The following is a 15,391-nucleotide window of genomic DNA, read 5'->3' as shown; positions in this document are numbered from 1 at the left end:
GGAGTGCAAGCTATACGCAGCGCCATCAGTTCCTCGAGGAGGAGGCAGTCATGCGCAGCTTGATCGAAAGCCTGACCCCCGACAGCCGCCGGATCTACTGGCGCTGGGTCGGTGGCATCTTCGGCCTTTATGTCGTCTTGATGGTCGGCGCCGCCAGCATGTTTATCAGCCACGAATCGTCGCGGACCGTGCGGCATGAACGCGCCGTGACTGTGGCAGTCAAAGGTGATCGCGCGCCATCACACGAGACTTCGATGCCCCAGCCGCAGCTGGTGCGCTATCATTGAGCGGCTTCAGGCGCCGATCGCGTTGCGCGTCACCACGTCGCGATAAAACGACGCACTGAGCTTCGGCGTCCGGCGCTGGGTTTCAAAATCGACGTGGATGAGCCCGAAGCGCTTTTCGTAGCCGTAGATCCATTCGAAATTGTCCATCAGCGTCCACAGGAAATAGCCGCGGACCGGCACGCCCTCGGCCACGGCGCGCTGCAGCTGCCGCAAATAATTGCGCAGGTACATGATGCGGTCGAGATCGTAGATCTTGCCGTCGGCATGCACCTTGTCCTCCGACGAGGTGCCGTTCTCGGTAATGTAGATCGTCTTGATGTTCCAGACCTTGGCCGCGAGCCGCGGCGCCCAATAGATCGTTTCGGGACCGATATGCAGCCAGTCGGCACTCATGTGCGGAAACGAGGCGGGGAAGGGCAGCACCGACCAACCCGGCTTCTTGTCGGACGCTGCGATGTAGAATTGCGGCGCGTAGATGTTGAGGCCGACGAAATCATTGGGCGAGCCGATGATCTTCAATTCCTCGGCGGTGAACTTCGGCGCGTCCTTGCCGGCATATTCGAGGAAGCCGTCGGTGTATTTGCCTTCCAGCATCACGCCGAGCAGGCCTGAGTTCAGTTCGCGGGTCGCGATCTCGGCGGCGCGGACGTTTTCGGGCGTGTCGAAGGCCGGCACGCAGGTCGCGATGTTCTCGGCCGGGCCGACCTTGGTGCCGGCGCGCCCGCGGGCGCGGATCGCCTGCACCGCAAGGCCGTGGCCCAATACGACGTTATGCCGTGCCTGGTTCAATTCCGCCGCCGGCAGTTTGAGGCCGGGCGCGTCGATGCCCCATCCGTAGCCGAAATTCAGGAAACGTCCGGCTTCGTTCAGCGTGAAGATGTATTTGACGCGGTCGGTCAAACGCTCCGCGACATAGCCGGCGTAATCCGCGAACGCTTTTGAGGTGTCGGTGGACTGCCAGCCGCCGACACGGTCCTGCAACGCCTGCGGCAAGTCCCAATGATACAGCGTCGCGTAGGGTTCGATGCCTTTGGCCAGGAGTTCGTCGAGCAGGCGGTTATAGAAATCGAGGCCCTTGGGATTGGGTTTGCCGGTGCCTTCCGGAAACACCCGCGGCCACGCGATCGAGAAGCGGTAGTGCTTGACGCCGAGATCGCGCATCAGGCCGACGTCTTCCTTGTAGCGATGATAGTGTTCGTTGGCGCGGTCCCCGGTGGTCTTGTCCTCGATCTTGCCCGGGGTGTGGGCGAAGGTGTCCCAGATCGAGCGGCCGCGGCCGTCCTCGTTGACGGCGCCCTCGATCTGATAGGCCGATGTCGCGGTGCCCCAGCGAAAGTCTTTCGGGAAACGGGCAGGGGCGTGCGGGTCGGCGGCCGTTCTTTGTTTTGGGGCCGCATTCGCCGATGTCGCCGCCAGACCAAGCGCGGAGAGGCCCGCCAGCTTGGCAAATTGCCGGCGCGAGAATTTCCCGGACATTACGTTCTCCGTCAGCTTCGGTGCTGCCGGCGTGCGCGTCCCGGCCGATTGCAATGATCAGTATGTATCAATTTGATAAGCCGAAATCCGGTCGATTTCGAATTCCACGACATTGGGAGACAGGCCGTCGACGAATCCGACGCCCTCCATCGTTTTCGAGCCCATCGCAAGGTTGACGATCATGTACATGGGAGCGTCGAAACCGACCGGGACCTTGATCTCCGACACCGGCTGGCGGTCGATGAAATAGATGATGCGATCGCGCTGCCACAGCACACCATAATTGTGGAATTCGCTCCTAGTATCGGCAACCATGAAGTCGAACCCACAGCGCTCGACCCGCCCGGTGGCCGGGATCCGCCAATGCGTGGTCATCACGATGTTGTCGTGCTGCTGTCCGCGGCCCTCCATGATGTCGATTTCCGGCGGCCAGCCGCCGTCATCGGCGAGCATCCAGAACGCCGGCCACACGCCGACGCCTGCCGGTATCTTGGAGCGCATTTCGAAATAGCCGTACTTCTGCGTGAACTTGCTCTGCGTGGTCAGGATGCCCGAGATATATTCATTGTTGAACAGCAGGGACCGCAAGTCGGGCGGAGTCCTGCTGGCGATGATCGAGAGAATGCCGCCCCGTACGCGGAACGGATCGAGCCCGAGCGGCACCGTGCCCCGCCCGCCATACACCGAATCGACATAGATCTGCTGTTCGCCATTATAGCTGGTCTTGCGCTTGAAATCGGAGCCTTCGCCGCCCCAGTAGCGCGACTGCGGCCAGGCGGCGCCACCGGCGTAGTGCGGTACCCACCGTGCCTCGACCAGCGGATGCACGTCGAAATCATCGTGGAAGGTCCGATGCAGCGACACCGGCATGAGCGGATCGCCCGCTTCGATCTTGCGGCACTGATCGCCGAGCGCGCGGGTCGGCACCTGCAAGGTGAGCTCGGCTAGCGCCAGCGTGGGATCGCTTTGCGGATAAGCCGGCATGGCCGTGAAAAGACAGCCGATCAATGCGAGAGCGTGCGGCCTCAACCTCTTGATCCCCAGGGTTCGCGCATACGAATCCCGGGGTTCGCGCATGCGCTGAAGTCGACGGGCGAAACACATAGCAGATCGCGGAATCGAAAAGGATGCGGCTATTTGATCGTCGCGTTCACGGTAATGATCGACGTGCCTGACGCCGTCGGCCCCTTGCCCGTTGCCTTGATCACAAACGTGTCGCTCCCCTTGTATTTCGCCTTCGCCCTGTATTCGTAAGTGGACGCGTCGAGCTTCTTCAGCTTGCCGCGTGCCGGCTTTTGCGAAATTTCAGAGCTGGTCACCGTGCCGCGGATCTTGATCGGAAACACGCAGCTTTCCCCGGCCGCGATGTCAATGTCGCCGGTCGAGTTCTCGCCCCAATTCGCCAGTGTCGTTGATGCCGAACAATCAGAAGCGGCCGGCGCCGAAGATGCCGGCGCCACGCTCGTGGCTGCAACGATCAGCGCCAGGGCCGCGACTTTGGAAAAGCGCATAGTCAACTTCCTCATTTTCATGCAAACCCGATCAAGGTCTCCCCAAATGAGGGCTATCATAATCCGGATTTGGACGCGCGCGTGGCGTGTGGAGCAACGATGCCGAATTGATGGGCATCGCGACGGGCGGTCAAGCAAACCGCGCAACAATCACCGAGCCTGATCCTCGGGCGTCGCTAGCCGATCGCAACTCAAAACCGTTTTCGGCCACACGCTGGTCGATCTTATCAAGGCATCGGACAAGATCGCTCGAAGCTGATCGAGATGGCATTCGAGACAGAATAGAGGGTGAGTGCGCGCAGATCTTTGAGCGCGGCGATGTCTCGAGTGAGGCAGTGCCAGGAATGGTGCTGCCAGACAGGATTGAACTGACGGTGTCTTTGGCTAATCCTTGCGGAACAAAGATGGAACGTCTGCGGTTCCTCAAGGTTCGCCTCAGCTTTACTGGCATGGCGCGTTAAGGTACTCAGCAAATGTCGTATCCATGACGGCCGTTCGAAGCCGGCACGATGAAAGTGGAGTTAGTGTCGGCGCAGCGCAGAAGACATTCCTGCCAAAGACATTCCAGGAGAGCTGCGTGTTCTTCTGAGGGAGGAAGTCTCTCGTGATGGGCCGTTCGGCGAGCGCCGGTAATCGTCTTCTCGCCGCGTTGCCGCTGGCAGACCTCGCGTTGCTCGCCCCCCATCTCCAGAAGGTGTCGCTTGAACAGGACGCCGTGGTGATACGGGCGGGAGATCGACGCGACCATGTTTACTTTCCCCATAGCGGTGCCATCTCCTTCATGCTCGGCCTTCCGCGCGGAGAAACGATCGCAACTGCGGTAATCGGGCGCGAGGGAGCGATCGGCGCATTATCGGTGCTGGGACCCTCTTTCATGTCGTCCGTGACGGCGGTCGTGCGGGTGGGCGGCACCGCATCGCAAATCTCCGTGTCGCGGTTTCATGCAGCCTACATGAAGAGCGGCGCCATCAGACATGTGGTCGAGGCGCATACGAGGTCGATACTCATGCAGTTCCAGCACGTCTCAGCGTGCAACGGACTGCACTCGGTCGAGGCCCGCATGGCCCGGTGGCTGCTTCACCTGCACGATCGAACCGAGGACAACAACATCCTGCCATTAACGCAGGAGACGCTTTCGCAGCTGCTCGGGGTGCGACGAACGACCGTGACGCAGGTGATTGCCAAACTCCGCGCCTTGGGTGCCATCAAATCCGTTCGGCGAGGCCTGGTCGAAATCGACAGGGCGCGGCTCGAGGAAGCAACCTGTGAATGCTACGACATCATATGCGGTGCAACCGATCGGATCGTCCCGCATGAAGTCGTGGGGTCGCACCCGCATTTTGCGTCGGCCGACAAACTCCACGGTGTATGATCGTTTTCAATCTCACTTAGCCGCCTGCAGACCGCCACGACGAGGCTCAAGAAATCGTAGTGTTTTCGGGGATCGGCGACGACCTTCGTAGACCCGGACGAGCCGGTCATCACCCCGCGCGGTGGACGCGGGTTGCAGAACATGACGCTGATAGGGAAAAACTGGTGCTGCCAGACAGGATTGAACTGTCGACCTCTCCATTACCAATGGAGTGCTCTACCACTGAGCTACGGCAGCATGCCCGGTATCCGAAGGAATCGGCCCAAAGGGCCCCTGCAGGCGGCCGGTTCTTGCCACAAGGACCCCTCCGGCGCAAGCACGCGGCGGGGCTGGAAAGGGCCTAAAACGGCCAAAAATCAACGCGAGGTCGCGCTTCCTGCCACAACCGGGCCAACTCCGGGCCGATCCGGTTCCATTTCGCAGGCCCACGGCCTGAGAAGCCGGTTCGGGCGAATCATTGGACTGCGACCGGGAGGACGCGATTGCGCTACAGGCGGACGAAACCCAATATGTTCGGACGGTAGAGAGCGCCGCCACGGCACACGCAACAGGTCCAGGATGCAGGACGATCAGGACAAACGCGCGGGAACGGCCAAGCCTGACGTGAAGGATTCGCGACAGCAGCGCTTGAAGCTGGCGCTGCGCGAAAATCTCAAGCGGCGGAAGTCGCAGGCGCGCGGGCGCAGCGATGAAGGTGCCGCACCTTCCGAAAACACCGATGTCTCCCTAGATGACGCAGGCGGAGTAAAGCCGGGCCAGTAGCGGACAGGGAAATTCCCGACCGCTCGCCGGGTGGCCAGCCTCTCCGCAAAACGCTGGGTTCTTTTTTGGGTGGCGAGATGAGTGCAGACACCACGACAGCCGGTCCGGCGGCCGGCCAAAATTCCTTCGCGTTTCCGCGCCACGAGCAGACCTTCCCGACGCTGACGTCGCAAGAGATCGAGCGCATGCGCCGGTTCGGGGAGTTGCGCAGCTATGGGCACGGCGAGGCGCTGTTCGAGACCGGCAAGCCCGGGCCCGGCATGTTCGTGGTGCTGTCGGGCCATGTTGCCATCACGCTGCGCGACGGCCTCGGCCATGTCACGCCCGTCATCGATCAGTGCGTTGGACAATTCGTGGCCGAGATCGGCCAGCTCTCCGGCCGCGTCGCGCTGGTCGACGGCCATGCCGAGGGCGACGTCGAGACGCTGCTGATTCCGCCGGACCGGTTGCGGGCGCTGCTGATGGCCGAGGCCGATCTTGGCGAGCGCATCATGCGCGCGCTGGTGCTGCGCCGGGTCAGCCTGATCCAGGGCGGCGTCGGCGGCCCGGTGCTGATCGGGCCGGCCTCGCTCGGCGACATGGCGCGCTTACAGAATTTTTTGACGCGCAACGGCCAGCCGCATCATCTGCTCGATCCCGAGAACGACAAGGACGCCGCCGATCTCGTCGAGCGTTATTCGGCCGCGCGCAGCGATCTGCCGCTGGTGGTGTGTCCTGACGGCACCGTGCTGCGCAATCCCTCGGAAACCTCGCTGGCGCTCGCGATGGGCATGATCACCAACCATGCGCATGACAAGCTCTACGATGTCGCCGTGGTCGGCAGCGGTCCGGCGGGGCTTGCCACCGCGGTCTATGCGGCGTCGGAAGGGCTGTCGGTCGCGGTGTTCGATTCGCGCGCCTTTGGCGGACAGGCCGGCGCCAGTGCGCGGATTGAGAACTATCTGGGATTCCCCACCGGCATTTCCGGCCAGGCGTTGGCCGGGCGCGCCTACAACCAAGCGCAAAAGTTCGGCGCCGAGATGCTGATCCCGGTCTCCATCCGCTCGCTGGATTGCACGAAGCCCGATGGTCTGTTCGCGCTGGCGACCGAATGCGGGCAGTCGCTGAAAGCCAAATCGGTCGTGGTCGCGAGCGGCGCGCGCTACCGCCGGCCCGATATCGAAAATCTCGATGCCTATGAGGGCCGTGGCGTCTGGTACTGGGCCTCGCCGATCGAGGCCAAGCTGTGCGTCGATCAGGACGTCGTGCTGGTCGGCGGCGGCAACTCCGCCGGACAGGCCGCGGTGTTTTTGTCCAGCCATGCGCGAAAAGTTTACATGATCATCCGCGGCGGCGGCCTCGGCGCCAGCATGTCGCACTATCTCATTGAGCGCATCGAAGCGACTGACAATATCGAATTGATCTTCAACGCCGAGGTCGTCGGCCTCGAGGGCGAGGACGCCTCGCTGCGGCGCGTGCGCTGGCGCAGCCGTCTGGCGCCGGACGAGGTGCAGAGCCTCGACATTCGCAATCTCTTTCTGTTCGTCGGCGCCGATCCCGCGACCGGCTGGCTCGAGGGCTGCGGCGTCAAGGTCGATCGCGCCGGTTTTGTTCTCACCGGCGTCCAAGACGGCGTCCAAGGAATCGTCCAAGGCGGCCAAAATAGCGAGCGTGCGGTGCCCTTTTTGGAAACCACGGTGCCCGGCGTGTTCGCGGTCGGCGACGTCCGCTCCGGCTCGGTCAAACGCGTCGGCGGCGCGATCGGCGAGGGCGCGCAGGTGGTGGCGGCATTGCACGGCTTTCTCGCCGACGGTTCGAAGCCGGCGCTCTGATCCGCGTGCGACTTTCGTCGATGCCTCGCGTGTTGCCGCGCATGACGGTTGTGCAATGGGCGCGTGTGGCAATTTCCTGCGCTGCATCGTAACGTTCGGCGGGTTTCCAACGAAGGGGGCGCTTCATGATACTCGGTATGAGTACGGCGACATTTGTTCTGGTGCATGTCGTCATCAGTTTGATCGCAATCGTCTCAGGCCTCATCGTGATGTTCGGAATGCTCGGCTCGAAGCGGCAGCCGGGGCTGACCGCGATCTTCCTGCTGACGACGATCCTGACCAGCGCCACCGGCTTTGTGATTCCACCGCTGCTGTTCGAAAAAATGTTGCCGTCGCACCTGTTCGGCCTGCTCTCGCTGGTGCTGCTGGCGATCGCCTGTTTCGCGCTCTACATCATGAACCTGCGTGGGGCCTGGCGCTGGATCTACGCGCTGACGGCGCTGGTGGCGCTTTATCTCAATGTGTTCGTGCTGGTGGTCCAGTCATTCCTGAAGGTGCCGGCGCTGCACGCGCTGGCGCCGAGCGTACCGCCGGCCGAGCCGCCCTTTGCGGTCGCGCAGGGCATCGTGCTGGTGTTCTTCGTGATCGTGATCATCGGCGTGATCCGGCGCTATCGGCCGGCGATGGCTGTTTGATTTCGTCATTCCGGGGCGACGCGTAGCGTCGAACCCGGAATCTCGCTCTATTACTTCTGGATTCCGGGTCCACGCTGACGCGTGTCCCGGAATGACGGCGTAAGAACAATAAGAGGAGTTTCCCCATGCCCACGGTCACCACAAAAGACGGCGTCGAGATTTTCTACAAGGACTGGGGCTCCGGTCAGCCCATCGTGTTCAGCCACGGCTGGCCGCTGTCATCGGACGACTGGGACGCGCAGATGCTGTTCTTCCTCCACAACGGCTTTCGCGTCATCGCCCATGATCGCCGCGGCCACGGTCGCTCTGCCCAAGTCGGCGACGGCCACGACATGGACCATTATGCCGATGACCTCGCGGCGGTGACGGCACATCTCGATCTGAAGAACGCCGTTCACGTCGGCCATTCCACCGGCGGCGGCGAGGTGGTGCATTACATTGCCCGCCACGGCGAGAGCCGGGTGGCGAAGGCCGCGATCCTCAGCGCGGTGCCGCCGCTGATGGTGAAGACGGCGGCCAATCCGGGCGGCCTGCCGAAGGATGTCTTCGACGGATTCCAGGCCGCGCTCGCCGCCGGCCGTTCGCAATTCTATCGCGACGTCGCGGCCGGTCCCTTCTATGGCTACAACCGGCCCGGCGCCAAACCATCGGAGGCCGTGATCGAGAATTGGTGGCGCCAGGGCATGACGGGCGGCGCCAAGGCGCATTACGATGGCATCGTCGCCTTCTCGCAGACCGATTTCACCGAGGACCTGAAGAAGATCAATGTGCCCGTGCTTGTCATGCATGGCGACGACGACCAGATCGTGCCCTATGCCGACTCCGCGCCGTTGTCGGCCAAGCTGCTGAAGAACGGGATACTGAAAACCTACAAGGGCTTTCCGCACGGCATGCCGACCACGGAAGCGGCGACGATCAACGCGGACCTGCTCGCCTTCATCAAGTCATGAAAGTTATCCTGTTCGGCGCCACCGGCATGGTCGGGCAGGGCGTGCTCCGCGAATGCCTGCTCGACGCCAGTGTCGAGCGCGTGCTGGTGGTCGGGCGCAGCCCGACCGGGCAGCAGCACGCCAAGCTTCGTGAAGTCCTGCATAAGGACTTCACGGACTTCTCCGCAATCGAGTCCGATCTTGCCGGATACGACGCCTGCTTCTTCTGCCTCGGCGTTTCCTCTGTCGGCATGGACGCCGAGCGCTACCGGCATCTGACCTATGACGTCACGATGGCCGCGGCGAACACGCTGGTTCGGCTCAACCCCGGCATCGTGTTCACCTACGTCACCGGCCGCAGCACGGATTCAACCGAACAGGGCCCGGTGCGCTGGGCGCGCGTCAAGGGCAAGACCGAGAACGATCTGCTCAAGCTGCCGTTCAAGGCCGCCTACATGTTCCGGCCCGCCGGCATCCAGCCGCTGCACGGCGTGCGCTCGAAGACAGGCTGGGTGAACGCGATCTATGTCGTCGCCGCACCGCTGCTGTCCTATCTGGCACGGACCTCTCCGAAGTTCATGACAACAAGCGAGCAGCTCGGCCGCGCCATGATCAAGGTCGCCCGCGATGGCTATCCGAAGCCGGTGCTGGAGAGCGAGGATATCAACGCGGTCTAGCTGTCGTCCCTGCGACACGTCTCCGCCAAGGTTTCGCCGAAGCTTTAGCGAAGGCGGCACGCAGGGACCCATACGCCGCGGCGCCAATGTTTTTTGCACGCTGATCGACGGCTTCGCTTCAACAATAGATGACCGGGGTTAGGGGTCCCTGCGTTCGCAGGGACGACGGATCGTGTTATCCCGGAATGACGGCGGATCGTCGAGCCCACCCCATCAAATAGCCGCAAATTTCAAGGCTTTTGCCATCGGGGGTCCACAAGCCCCGTACTTTGAGCGTAACAAAAAAGGGGGGTGGCATGGACCGCATTCGGATTGTCGGCGGAAGCCCGCTCAACGGCACCATCGCGATTTCGGGCGCGAAGAATGCCGCGCTGCCGCTGATGATCGCGGGGCTGCTCACCGACGAAACCCTTGTTCTCGACAACGTGCCGCGGCTTGCCGATGTCGCGCAGCTGCAGCGTATCCTCGGCAATCACGGCGTCGACATCATGTCCGCGGGCAAGCGGCCCGGCGACCGCGAATATCAGGGACAGACCCTGCATATTTCGGCGGCTGATATCATCGACACGACCGCACCCTATGAGCTGGTGTCACGGATGCGCGCCAGTTTCTGGGTGATCGCGCCGCTGCTGGCGCGGATGCACGAGGCGAAGGTCTCGCTGCCGGGCGGCTGCGCGATCGGCACGCGGCCGGTTGACCTGCTGATCATGGCGCTGGAGAAACTCGGCGCCGAGATCACCATCGACGCCGGCTATGTGGTCGCCAAAGCGCCCGGCGGCCTGCGCGGCGCGTCGATCGATTTCCCCAAGGTGACGGTCAGCGGCACCCATGTCGCGCTGATGGCGGCGACGCTGGCCAGGGGCACGACCATCATCGACAACGCGGCCTGCGAGCCCGAGATATCAGACGTCGCCGATTGCCTGAACAAGATGGGTGCGCGGATCACCGGCGCCGGCACGCCGCGCATCGTGGTCGAGGGCGTCGAAAAACTGCACGGCGCGCGGCATACCGTGCTGCCCGACCGCATCGAGGCCGGCACCTATGCGATGGCGGTGGCGATGACCGGCGGCGAGGTGCAACTGGCGGGCGCACGGCCGGAGCTGCTGCAATCGGCGCTCGACGTGCTGACCGAAGCGGGCGCCGTCATCACCGTGAACAAGGATGGCATAAAGGTTTCCCGCAACGGTGCGGGGATCAAGCCGGTCAACGTGTCGACCGCGCCGTTCCCGGGCTTCCCGACCGATCTGCAGGCGCAGCTGATGGCGCTGATGGCCTGCGCCGGCGGCTCCTCGCAGATCACCGAAACCATTTTTGAGAACCGCTTCATGCATGTGCAGGAGCTGGCGCGGTTCGGCGCGAAAATTTCGCTCGACGGCGAAACCGCCACCATCGACGGCACCGCGAGCTTGCGCGGCGCGCCGGTCATGGCGACCGATCTGCGCGCGTCGGTGTCGCTGGTCATCGCCGGCCTTGCCGCCGAAGGCGAGACCATGGTCAACCGGATCTATCATCTCGACCGCGGTTTTGAGCGGCTGGAGGAAAAACTGTCGGCCTGCGGCGCCTCGATCCAGCGTATCAGCGACTGACGCGCGTATCCCGCCAAAGCATGTCTCCGGGCTTGATCCGGGGATGGGAACCGGTTTTGCGGCTAGGCTACGCACAAATTAAAGGTAAAGTTGGCGCATGGGTTCGCCTGAACAGCTCAAACTGATCGCGCTCGATTCCGATGATCTCTCGGTGATCTCGGCGCATGTCCAGGACGCCCGGGTGCAGGCCTCCGACATCGTCTGGCGACAGGACGAAAAGCGCCTGGTGGTCGGCATGTTCAGGCTCGACTGGGAGCAGACGCTGTCCGGCGGCACCACCCCGCGCCGGACGATCGCAGCATTGCGCTTCGACCGGGTGCTGGCCTGCAAGTCGCGCAATATCGATCTGGATGCGCCGGACGCCGTGCTGGAACTGGTCGGGATCGAATTCCACCCCGGCGAGGCCCCCGGCGGCAGCGCCTTGCTGTTGTTCAGCCATGGCGGGGCGCTGCGGCTGGACGTCGAATGCCTGGAATGCGAGCTGACCGACCTCGGCGCCGACGATCTCGGCACCAGCGATATCGGCATCGCGCCGTCTGGGCAGGAGGCCTGAAAAGCCCGCTGCGTAGGGTGGGCAAAGGCGCTCTTCGCCGTGCCCACCACAATAGGGGCAGATTTTCAGCCTTTCCCCGAGTTAGGTGGGCACGCTTCGCTTTGCCCACCCTACGGGACCGGCCTGACCCTTTGAACCATCCTGCCATGGCGGACTCAAAGGGTTGACGGCCATGGGCCGCCGCGCCATTGAGCATAGGCCCGCAAGCCTCCACAGAAAGCCACCATGCCCATTCGCCTGGACAGAAGCAGCGCCGATTTCGACCAGCGCTTTGGCGCCTTTCTCGGCGCCAAGCGCGAAGCATCCGCCGATGTCGAGCGGGCGACCCGCGCCATCGTCGATGACGTGGCCGCGCGCGGCGACGCCGCCCTGCTCGAGGCGACCCGTAAATTCGACCGGCTGGATATCGCAGCCAGCGGCCTGCGCGTCACCGGTGATGAGATCGGGGCTGCGACCAAAGCCTGCGACAGCGCCACGTTGGATGCGCTGAAATTCGCGCGCGACCGGATCGAGATGTTCCATCGCCGCCAACTGCCCAAGGACGAGCGCTTTACCGATGCGCTCGGCGTCGAGCTCGGCTGGCGCTGGAGCGCGATCGACGCGGTCGGCCTTTACGTGCCCGGTGGCACGGCGGCGTATCCGTCCTCGGTGCTGATGAATGCGGTGCCGGCCGCGGTTGCCGGCGTGCCGCGCGTGGTGATGGTGGTGCCGTCGCCGGACGGCAAGCTCAACCCGCTGGTGCTGGCGGCAGCTGAACTCGGCGGCGTCTCGGAAATCTACCGCGTCGGCGGTGCTCAGGCGGTGGCCGCGCTCGCCTACGGCACCGCCACGATCGCGCCGGTTGCGAAAATCGTCGGCCCCGGCAACGCCTATGTCGCCGCCGCCAAGCGGCAGGTGTTCGGCAAAGTCGGTATCGACATGATCGCCGGCCCCTCCGAAGTGCTCGTCATCGCCGACGACACCGGCAATGCCGGCTGGATCGCGGCTGATCTTTTGGCGCAGGCCGAGCACGATGCCAGCGCGCAGTCGATCCTGATCACCGACAGCGAGCGTCTCGCCGCCGAGGTCGAACAGGCGGTCGAAGCGCAACTCGTCACCCTGCCGCGCGCGGAAATCGCCCGCGCCTCGTGGAAGGATTTCGGCGCCATCATCATGGTGAAAAAGCTCGACGACGCCGTGGAGCTGGCGAACGCCATCGCCGCCGAGCATTTGGAAATCATGACCGCGGACGCCGAAGCCTTGTCGGCAAAAGTCCGCAACGCCGGCGCGATCTTTCTGGGGGCCCATACGCCCGAGGCGATCGGCGACTATGTCGGCGGCTCCAACCACGTGCTGCCGACCGCGCGCTCGGCGCGGTTCTCGTCGGGCCTCGGCGTGCTAGACTTCATGAAGCGCACCTCGATTCTCAAATGCGGGCCGGACCAGTTGCGCGCGCTGGGACCCGCCGCGATGACCCTGGGCAAGGCCGAAGGTTTGGATGCCCATTCACGCTCGATCGGATTGCGTCTCAACCTGTCATGACCAAGCCGCCCGCAGAAGAGGATCCGCAGAACCGCATTGTCGCGGTGACGCTGGACGAGGAATCGATCGGGCGTTCGGGGCCTGACATCGAGCACGAGCGCGCGATCGCGATCTACGATCTGATCGAGCAGAATCTGTTCGCGCCTGACGGGGCGGAGAGCGGCCCGTTCACGCTGCACCTTGCCATCACCGGCAACCGGCTGATGTTCGACATCCGCCGCGAGGACGGCACGCCTGTGGTGGCGCATCTGTTGTCGCTGACGCCGTTCCGGCGGATCGTGAAGGACTATTTCATGATCTGCGACAGCTACTATCAGGCGATCCGCACCGCGACCACCGACAAGATCGAGGCCATCGACATGGGCCGCCGCGGCATCCATGACGAGGGCTCGCGCACGCTGCAGGAACGGCTGAAGGGCAAGGTACGGATCGATTTCGAAACCGCGCGGCGGCTGTTCACGCTGATCTGCGTGCTGCACTGGAAGGGGCAGGACGCATGACCCCGAAAAGTGCGAAGCGGTTTTCGGATCAGGTCATGCGTCAAATAGAGCGTGTGATCTGGCATTCTGAAAGGCTCACGCTCCAAACAAGAGAAGCGTGAATGGACGCGCCGCCCCGCGCGCGCAATCCGCAGGCCGTATTGTTCTCATGCGGCCTGAACAGCGTGCGTTCGCCGATGGCCGAAAGCCTGCTGCAGCAGATGTTCCCGCAGGCGCTCTATGTGAAATCCGCCGGCGTCAAGAAGGGCGAGCTCGATCCGTTCGCGGTCGCCGTGATGGCCGAACTCGGCCAGGATATTTCCGGCCACAAGCCGCAGACGTTCGAGGAACTCGAGGATTGGGAAGGGCTCAATTTCGACCTCATCATCACGCTGTCGCCCGAAGCGCATCACAAGGCGCTGGCCCTGACGCACACGCTGGCCGCCGACGTCGAATACTGGCCGACGCCGGATCCGACCGACACCGAAGGCAGCCGCGAGCAGAAGCTGCAAGCCTATCGCGACGTCTGCGACGGCCTCTCGCTGCGCATCCGCCGGAGGTTTTCGAAGGCGGGCGCGGCGAGCGGGTAGCTTCTTCCCTCTCCCGCGCTTTGCGGGGTCGAGACGAGCGAAGCTCGCTCTTAGGGTGCCGAGCAAAGCGAGGCGGGTGGGGGCTCTCTCCGCGAGTCCCGTCGCCGAGAGAGCCCCCACCCCAACCCTCCCCCGCAAGCGCGGGAGAGCGGGCGCACTGCGCGTGCGGCGATAGGATTTTTCCACGCAGCCACAACCACTTGCCACCCGGTTGTGAAAACCACGCCCTTCCGATAGGTTCCGCGCGCATTCGCCCCCTCGATTCCTCTGCCTCCCAAAAATCAGCATGCTTGGCCGTCCCAAATTCGTTCTTGCCTCCGGTTCGCCGCGACGGCTCAGCCTGCTCAACCAGGCCGGCATCGAGCCCGACGCGTTGCGTCCCGCTGACGTCGACGAGACCCCGAAGCGGGGTGAGCTGCCGCGCGCCTGCGCCAATCGCCTGGCGCGCGCCAAGGCCGATGCCGCGCTGAAATCCGTGCAGCTCGACGACGAGCTCCGCGGTTCCTTCATCCTCGCCGCCGACACCGTGGTCGCGGTCGGCCGCCGCATCCTGCCGAAGGCCAATCTGGTCGACGAAGCCTCGCAGTGCCTGCGGCTGCTGTCGGGCCGCAACCATCGCGTCTACACGGCGATCTGCCTGGTGACGCCGAAGGAAGCCTTTCGCCAGCGCCTGATCGAGACCCGCGTGCGCTTCAAGCGGCTCAACGAGGACGACATCCAGGCCTATATCGGTTCCGGCGAATGGCGCGGCAAAGCCGGCGGCTATGCGGTGCAGGGCATCGCCGGATCGTTCGTGGTCAAAATGGTCGGCTCCTACACCAACATCGTCGGCCTGCCGCTCTATGAAACGGTCACGCTGCTCGGCGGCGAAGGTTTTCCGATCCGCTTCGGCTGGTTGAATGCCAGCTGACCCGCCCAAAGATGCGGGCAAGGATACGGGCCAGGCCGGATCTGGCGTGTCGAAACCGGCATCGAAGCCTTCATCGAAGCCTTGCCCGGAATGCGGCAGGCCCGCCGAGAACCCCAAAACCCTGCCGTTCTGTTCCCCGCGCTGCCGCGACGTCGACCTGAACCGCTGGCTCTCCGGCCGCTACGTCATCCCCGGCAAGGAGAATGAGGCAGAAGACGAGGAGTAGGGCGGGCATGCCGGATACGAAATACCAGTTAATTTCCAATAGTTTGTGGACGATACCGACGCCGAG

At 63.6% G+C, this 15,391-nt stretch carries 18 protein-coding genes and 1 tRNA gene; 15 read left to right on the top strand and 4 right to left on the bottom strand.

The genetic code is table 11. The features are described 5' to 3' along the window. Positions 1-50: 50 nt before the first annotated feature. Complete coding sequence (locus JQ597_RS16095; RefSeq protein ID WP_212265240.1) at positions 51-287, top strand: hypothetical protein; 237 nt, start codon at positions 51-53, stop codon at positions 285-287. A gap of 6 nt (positions 288-293) precedes the next feature. On the opposite strand, the gene JQ597_RS16090 is transcribed toward JQ597_RS16095, so the two are convergent. From JQ597_RS16090 to JQ597_RS16080, 3 genes are all read right to left on the bottom strand, one after another. Beyond that, complete coding sequence (locus JQ597_RS16090; RefSeq protein WP_212265239.1) at positions 294-1,763, bottom strand: GH1 family beta-glucosidase; 1,470 nt, start codon at positions 1,761-1,763, stop codon at positions 294-296. A gap of 57 nt (positions 1,764-1,820) precedes the next feature. After that, positions 1,821-2,792 carry a glycoside hydrolase family 16 protein gene (locus JQ597_RS16085; protein WP_502754470.1) on the bottom strand — a complete coding sequence of 324 codons (972 nt, stop codon included), beginning with the start codon at positions 2,790-2,792 and terminating at the stop codon, positions 1,821-1,823. A gap of 104 nt (positions 2,793-2,896) precedes the next feature. Next, entirely contained in the window at positions 2,897-3,274 is a 378-nt protein-coding gene (locus JQ597_RS16080; RefSeq protein ID WP_212265238.1) for a hypothetical protein, read from the bottom strand. Positions 3,275-3,360: 86 nt separating this feature from the next. On the opposite strand from JQ597_RS16080, the gene JQ597_RS16075 reads away from it, so the two are divergent. Both JQ597_RS16075 and JQ597_RS16070 read left to right on the top strand, forming a co-directional pair. Further along, positions 3,361-3,735, top strand: a complete 375-nt coding sequence (locus JQ597_RS16075) for a hypothetical protein (protein WP_212265237.1) — start codon at positions 3,361-3,363, stop codon at positions 3,733-3,735. 146 nt (positions 3,736-3,881) lie between these two features. After that, entirely contained in the window at positions 3,882-4,646 is a 765-nt protein-coding gene (locus JQ597_RS16070; RefSeq protein ID WP_212265341.1) for a Crp/Fnr family transcriptional regulator, read from the top strand. Between the two features lie 162 nt (positions 4,647-4,808). Here the strand turns inward: JQ597_RS16070 and JQ597_RS16065 are convergent. Then, positions 4,809-4,883, bottom strand: a tRNA-Thr gene (locus tag JQ597_RS16065). A 321-nt stretch (positions 4,884-5,204) separates the two neighbouring features. Between JQ597_RS16065 and JQ597_RS16060 the strand changes: the two genes are divergently transcribed. From JQ597_RS16060 to yacG, 12 genes are all read left to right on the top strand, one after another. Then, positions 5,205-5,408 carry a hypothetical protein gene (locus JQ597_RS16060; RefSeq protein WP_212265236.1) on the top strand — a complete coding sequence of 68 codons (204 nt, stop codon included), beginning with the start codon at positions 5,205-5,207 and terminating at the stop codon, positions 5,406-5,408. Positions 5,409-5,485: 77 nt separating this feature from the next. Beyond that, a complete protein-coding gene (locus JQ597_RS16055) occupies positions 5,486-7,219 on the top strand; it encodes an FAD-dependent oxidoreductase (RefSeq protein WP_212265235.1) in 1,734 nt (577 codons plus the stop codon). A gap of 125 nt (positions 7,220-7,344) precedes the next feature. Beyond that, positions 7,345-7,854, top strand: a complete 510-nt coding sequence (locus JQ597_RS16050) for a hypothetical protein (protein ID WP_192735341.1) — start codon at positions 7,345-7,347, stop codon at positions 7,852-7,854. Positions 7,855-7,979: 125 nt separating this feature from the next. Beyond that, positions 7,980-8,804: an alpha/beta fold hydrolase gene (locus tag JQ597_RS16045; protein ID WP_212265234.1), complete on the top strand. Its 825-nt coding sequence runs from the start codon at positions 7,980-7,982 to the stop codon at positions 8,802-8,804. Beyond that, the gene (locus JQ597_RS16040) at positions 8,801-9,460 is read left to right on the top strand and encodes an NAD-dependent epimerase/dehydratase family protein (RefSeq protein WP_212265233.1); all 660 of its coding nucleotides are present in this window, start codon (positions 8,801-8,803) and stop codon (positions 9,458-9,460) included. Before JQ597_RS16045 ends, JQ597_RS16040 begins: the two co-directional genes overlap by 4 nt. 296 nt (positions 9,461-9,756) lie before the next feature. Beyond that, positions 9,757-11,046 carry a UDP-N-acetylglucosamine 1-carboxyvinyltransferase gene (murA, locus tag JQ597_RS16035; RefSeq protein WP_212265232.1) on the top strand — a complete coding sequence of 430 codons (1,290 nt, stop codon included), beginning with the start codon at positions 9,757-9,759 and terminating at the stop codon, positions 11,044-11,046. A gap of 97 nt (positions 11,047-11,143) precedes the next feature. Then, positions 11,144-11,599, top strand: a complete 456-nt coding sequence (locus JQ597_RS16030) for a DUF2948 family protein (RefSeq protein ID WP_212265231.1) — start codon at positions 11,144-11,146, stop codon at positions 11,597-11,599. A gap of 225 nt (positions 11,600-11,824) precedes the next feature. Beyond that, complete coding sequence (gene hisD, locus JQ597_RS16025; RefSeq protein WP_212265230.1) at positions 11,825-13,120, top strand: histidinol dehydrogenase; 1,296 nt, start codon at positions 11,825-11,827, stop codon at positions 13,118-13,120. Then, positions 13,117-13,620 carry a UPF0262 family protein gene (locus JQ597_RS16020; RefSeq protein WP_212265229.1) on the top strand — a complete coding sequence of 168 codons (504 nt, stop codon included), beginning with the start codon at positions 13,117-13,119 and terminating at the stop codon, positions 13,618-13,620. The genes hisD and JQ597_RS16020 overlap by 4 nt, the downstream gene beginning before the upstream one ends. Before the next feature lie 101 nt (positions 13,621-13,721). Continuing rightward, the gene (locus tag JQ597_RS16015; protein WP_212265228.1) at positions 13,722-14,189 is read left to right on the top strand and encodes an arsenate-mycothiol transferase ArsC; all 468 of its coding nucleotides are present in this window, start codon (positions 13,722-13,724) and stop codon (positions 14,187-14,189) included. Positions 14,190-14,475: 286 nt separating this feature from the next. After that, a complete protein-coding gene (locus JQ597_RS16010; protein ID WP_192735329.1) occupies positions 14,476-15,099 on the top strand; it encodes a Maf-like protein in 624 nt (207 codons plus the stop codon). Then, positions 15,089-15,325 carry a DNA gyrase inhibitor YacG gene (gene yacG / locus JQ597_RS16005; protein ID WP_212265227.1) on the top strand — a complete coding sequence of 79 codons (237 nt, stop codon included), beginning with the start codon at positions 15,089-15,091 and terminating at the stop codon, positions 15,323-15,325. Before JQ597_RS16010 ends, yacG begins: the two co-directional genes overlap by 11 nt. The last annotated feature ends 66 nt before the right edge of the window (positions 15,326-15,391 follow it).

The organism is Bradyrhizobium sp. AUGA SZCCT0177, from assembly GCF_018130125.1.
In the GTDB taxonomy this organism is placed as follows: domain Bacteria; phylum Pseudomonadota; class Alphaproteobacteria; order Rhizobiales; family Xanthobacteraceae; genus Bradyrhizobium.
Note: the sequence above shows the minus strand (reverse complement) of the source record. Positions and strands in the feature narration are given on the sequence as shown.

Coding starts and splice junctions, on each gene's coding strand:
- JQ597_RS16070 (WP_212265341.1), top strand. CDS start 3,882: ATGGGCCGTTCGGCGAGCGCCGGTAATCGTCTTCTCGCCGCGTTGCCG.
- JQ597_RS16050 (WP_192735341.1), top strand. CDS start 7,345: ATGATACTCGGTATGAGTACGGCGACATTTGTTCTGGTGCATGTCGTC.
- hisD (WP_212265230.1), top strand. CDS start 11,825: ATGCCCATTCGCCTGGACAGAAGCAGCGCCGATTTCGACCAGCGCTTT.
- JQ597_RS16080 (WP_212265238.1), bottom strand. CDS start 3,274: ATGCGCTTTTCCAAAGTCGCGGCCCTGGCGCTGATCGTTGCAGCCACG.
- JQ597_RS16090 (WP_212265239.1), bottom strand. CDS start 1,763: ATGTCCGGGAAATTCTCGCGCCGGCAATTTGCCAAGCTGGCGGGCCTC.
- yacG (WP_212265227.1), top strand. CDS start 15,089: ATGCCAGCTGACCCGCCCAAAGATGCGGGCAAGGATACGGGCCAGGCC.
- JQ597_RS16095 (WP_212265240.1), top strand. CDS start 51: ATGCGCAGCTTGATCGAAAGCCTGACCCCCGACAGCCGCCGGATCTAC.
- murA (WP_212265232.1), top strand. CDS start 9,757: ATGGACCGCATTCGGATTGTCGGCGGAAGCCCGCTCAACGGCACCATC.
- JQ597_RS16010 (WP_192735329.1), top strand. CDS start 14,476: ATGCTTGGCCGTCCCAAATTCGTTCTTGCCTCCGGTTCGCCGCGACGG.
- JQ597_RS16030 (WP_212265231.1), top strand. CDS start 11,144: ATGGGTTCGCCTGAACAGCTCAAACTGATCGCGCTCGATTCCGATGAT.
- JQ597_RS16045 (WP_212265234.1), top strand. CDS start 7,980: ATGCCCACGGTCACCACAAAAGACGGCGTCGAGATTTTCTACAAGGAC.
- JQ597_RS16015 (WP_212265228.1), top strand. CDS start 13,722: ATGGACGCGCCGCCCCGCGCGCGCAATCCGCAGGCCGTATTGTTCTCA.
- JQ597_RS16060 (WP_212265236.1), top strand. CDS start 5,205: ATGCAGGACGATCAGGACAAACGCGCGGGAACGGCCAAGCCTGACGTG.
- JQ597_RS16055 (WP_212265235.1), top strand. CDS start 5,486: ATGAGTGCAGACACCACGACAGCCGGTCCGGCGGCCGGCCAAAATTCC.
- JQ597_RS16020 (WP_212265229.1), top strand. CDS start 13,117: ATGACCAAGCCGCCCGCAGAAGAGGATCCGCAGAACCGCATTGTCGCG.
- JQ597_RS16040 (WP_212265233.1), top strand. CDS start 8,801: ATGAAAGTTATCCTGTTCGGCGCCACCGGCATGGTCGGGCAGGGCGTG.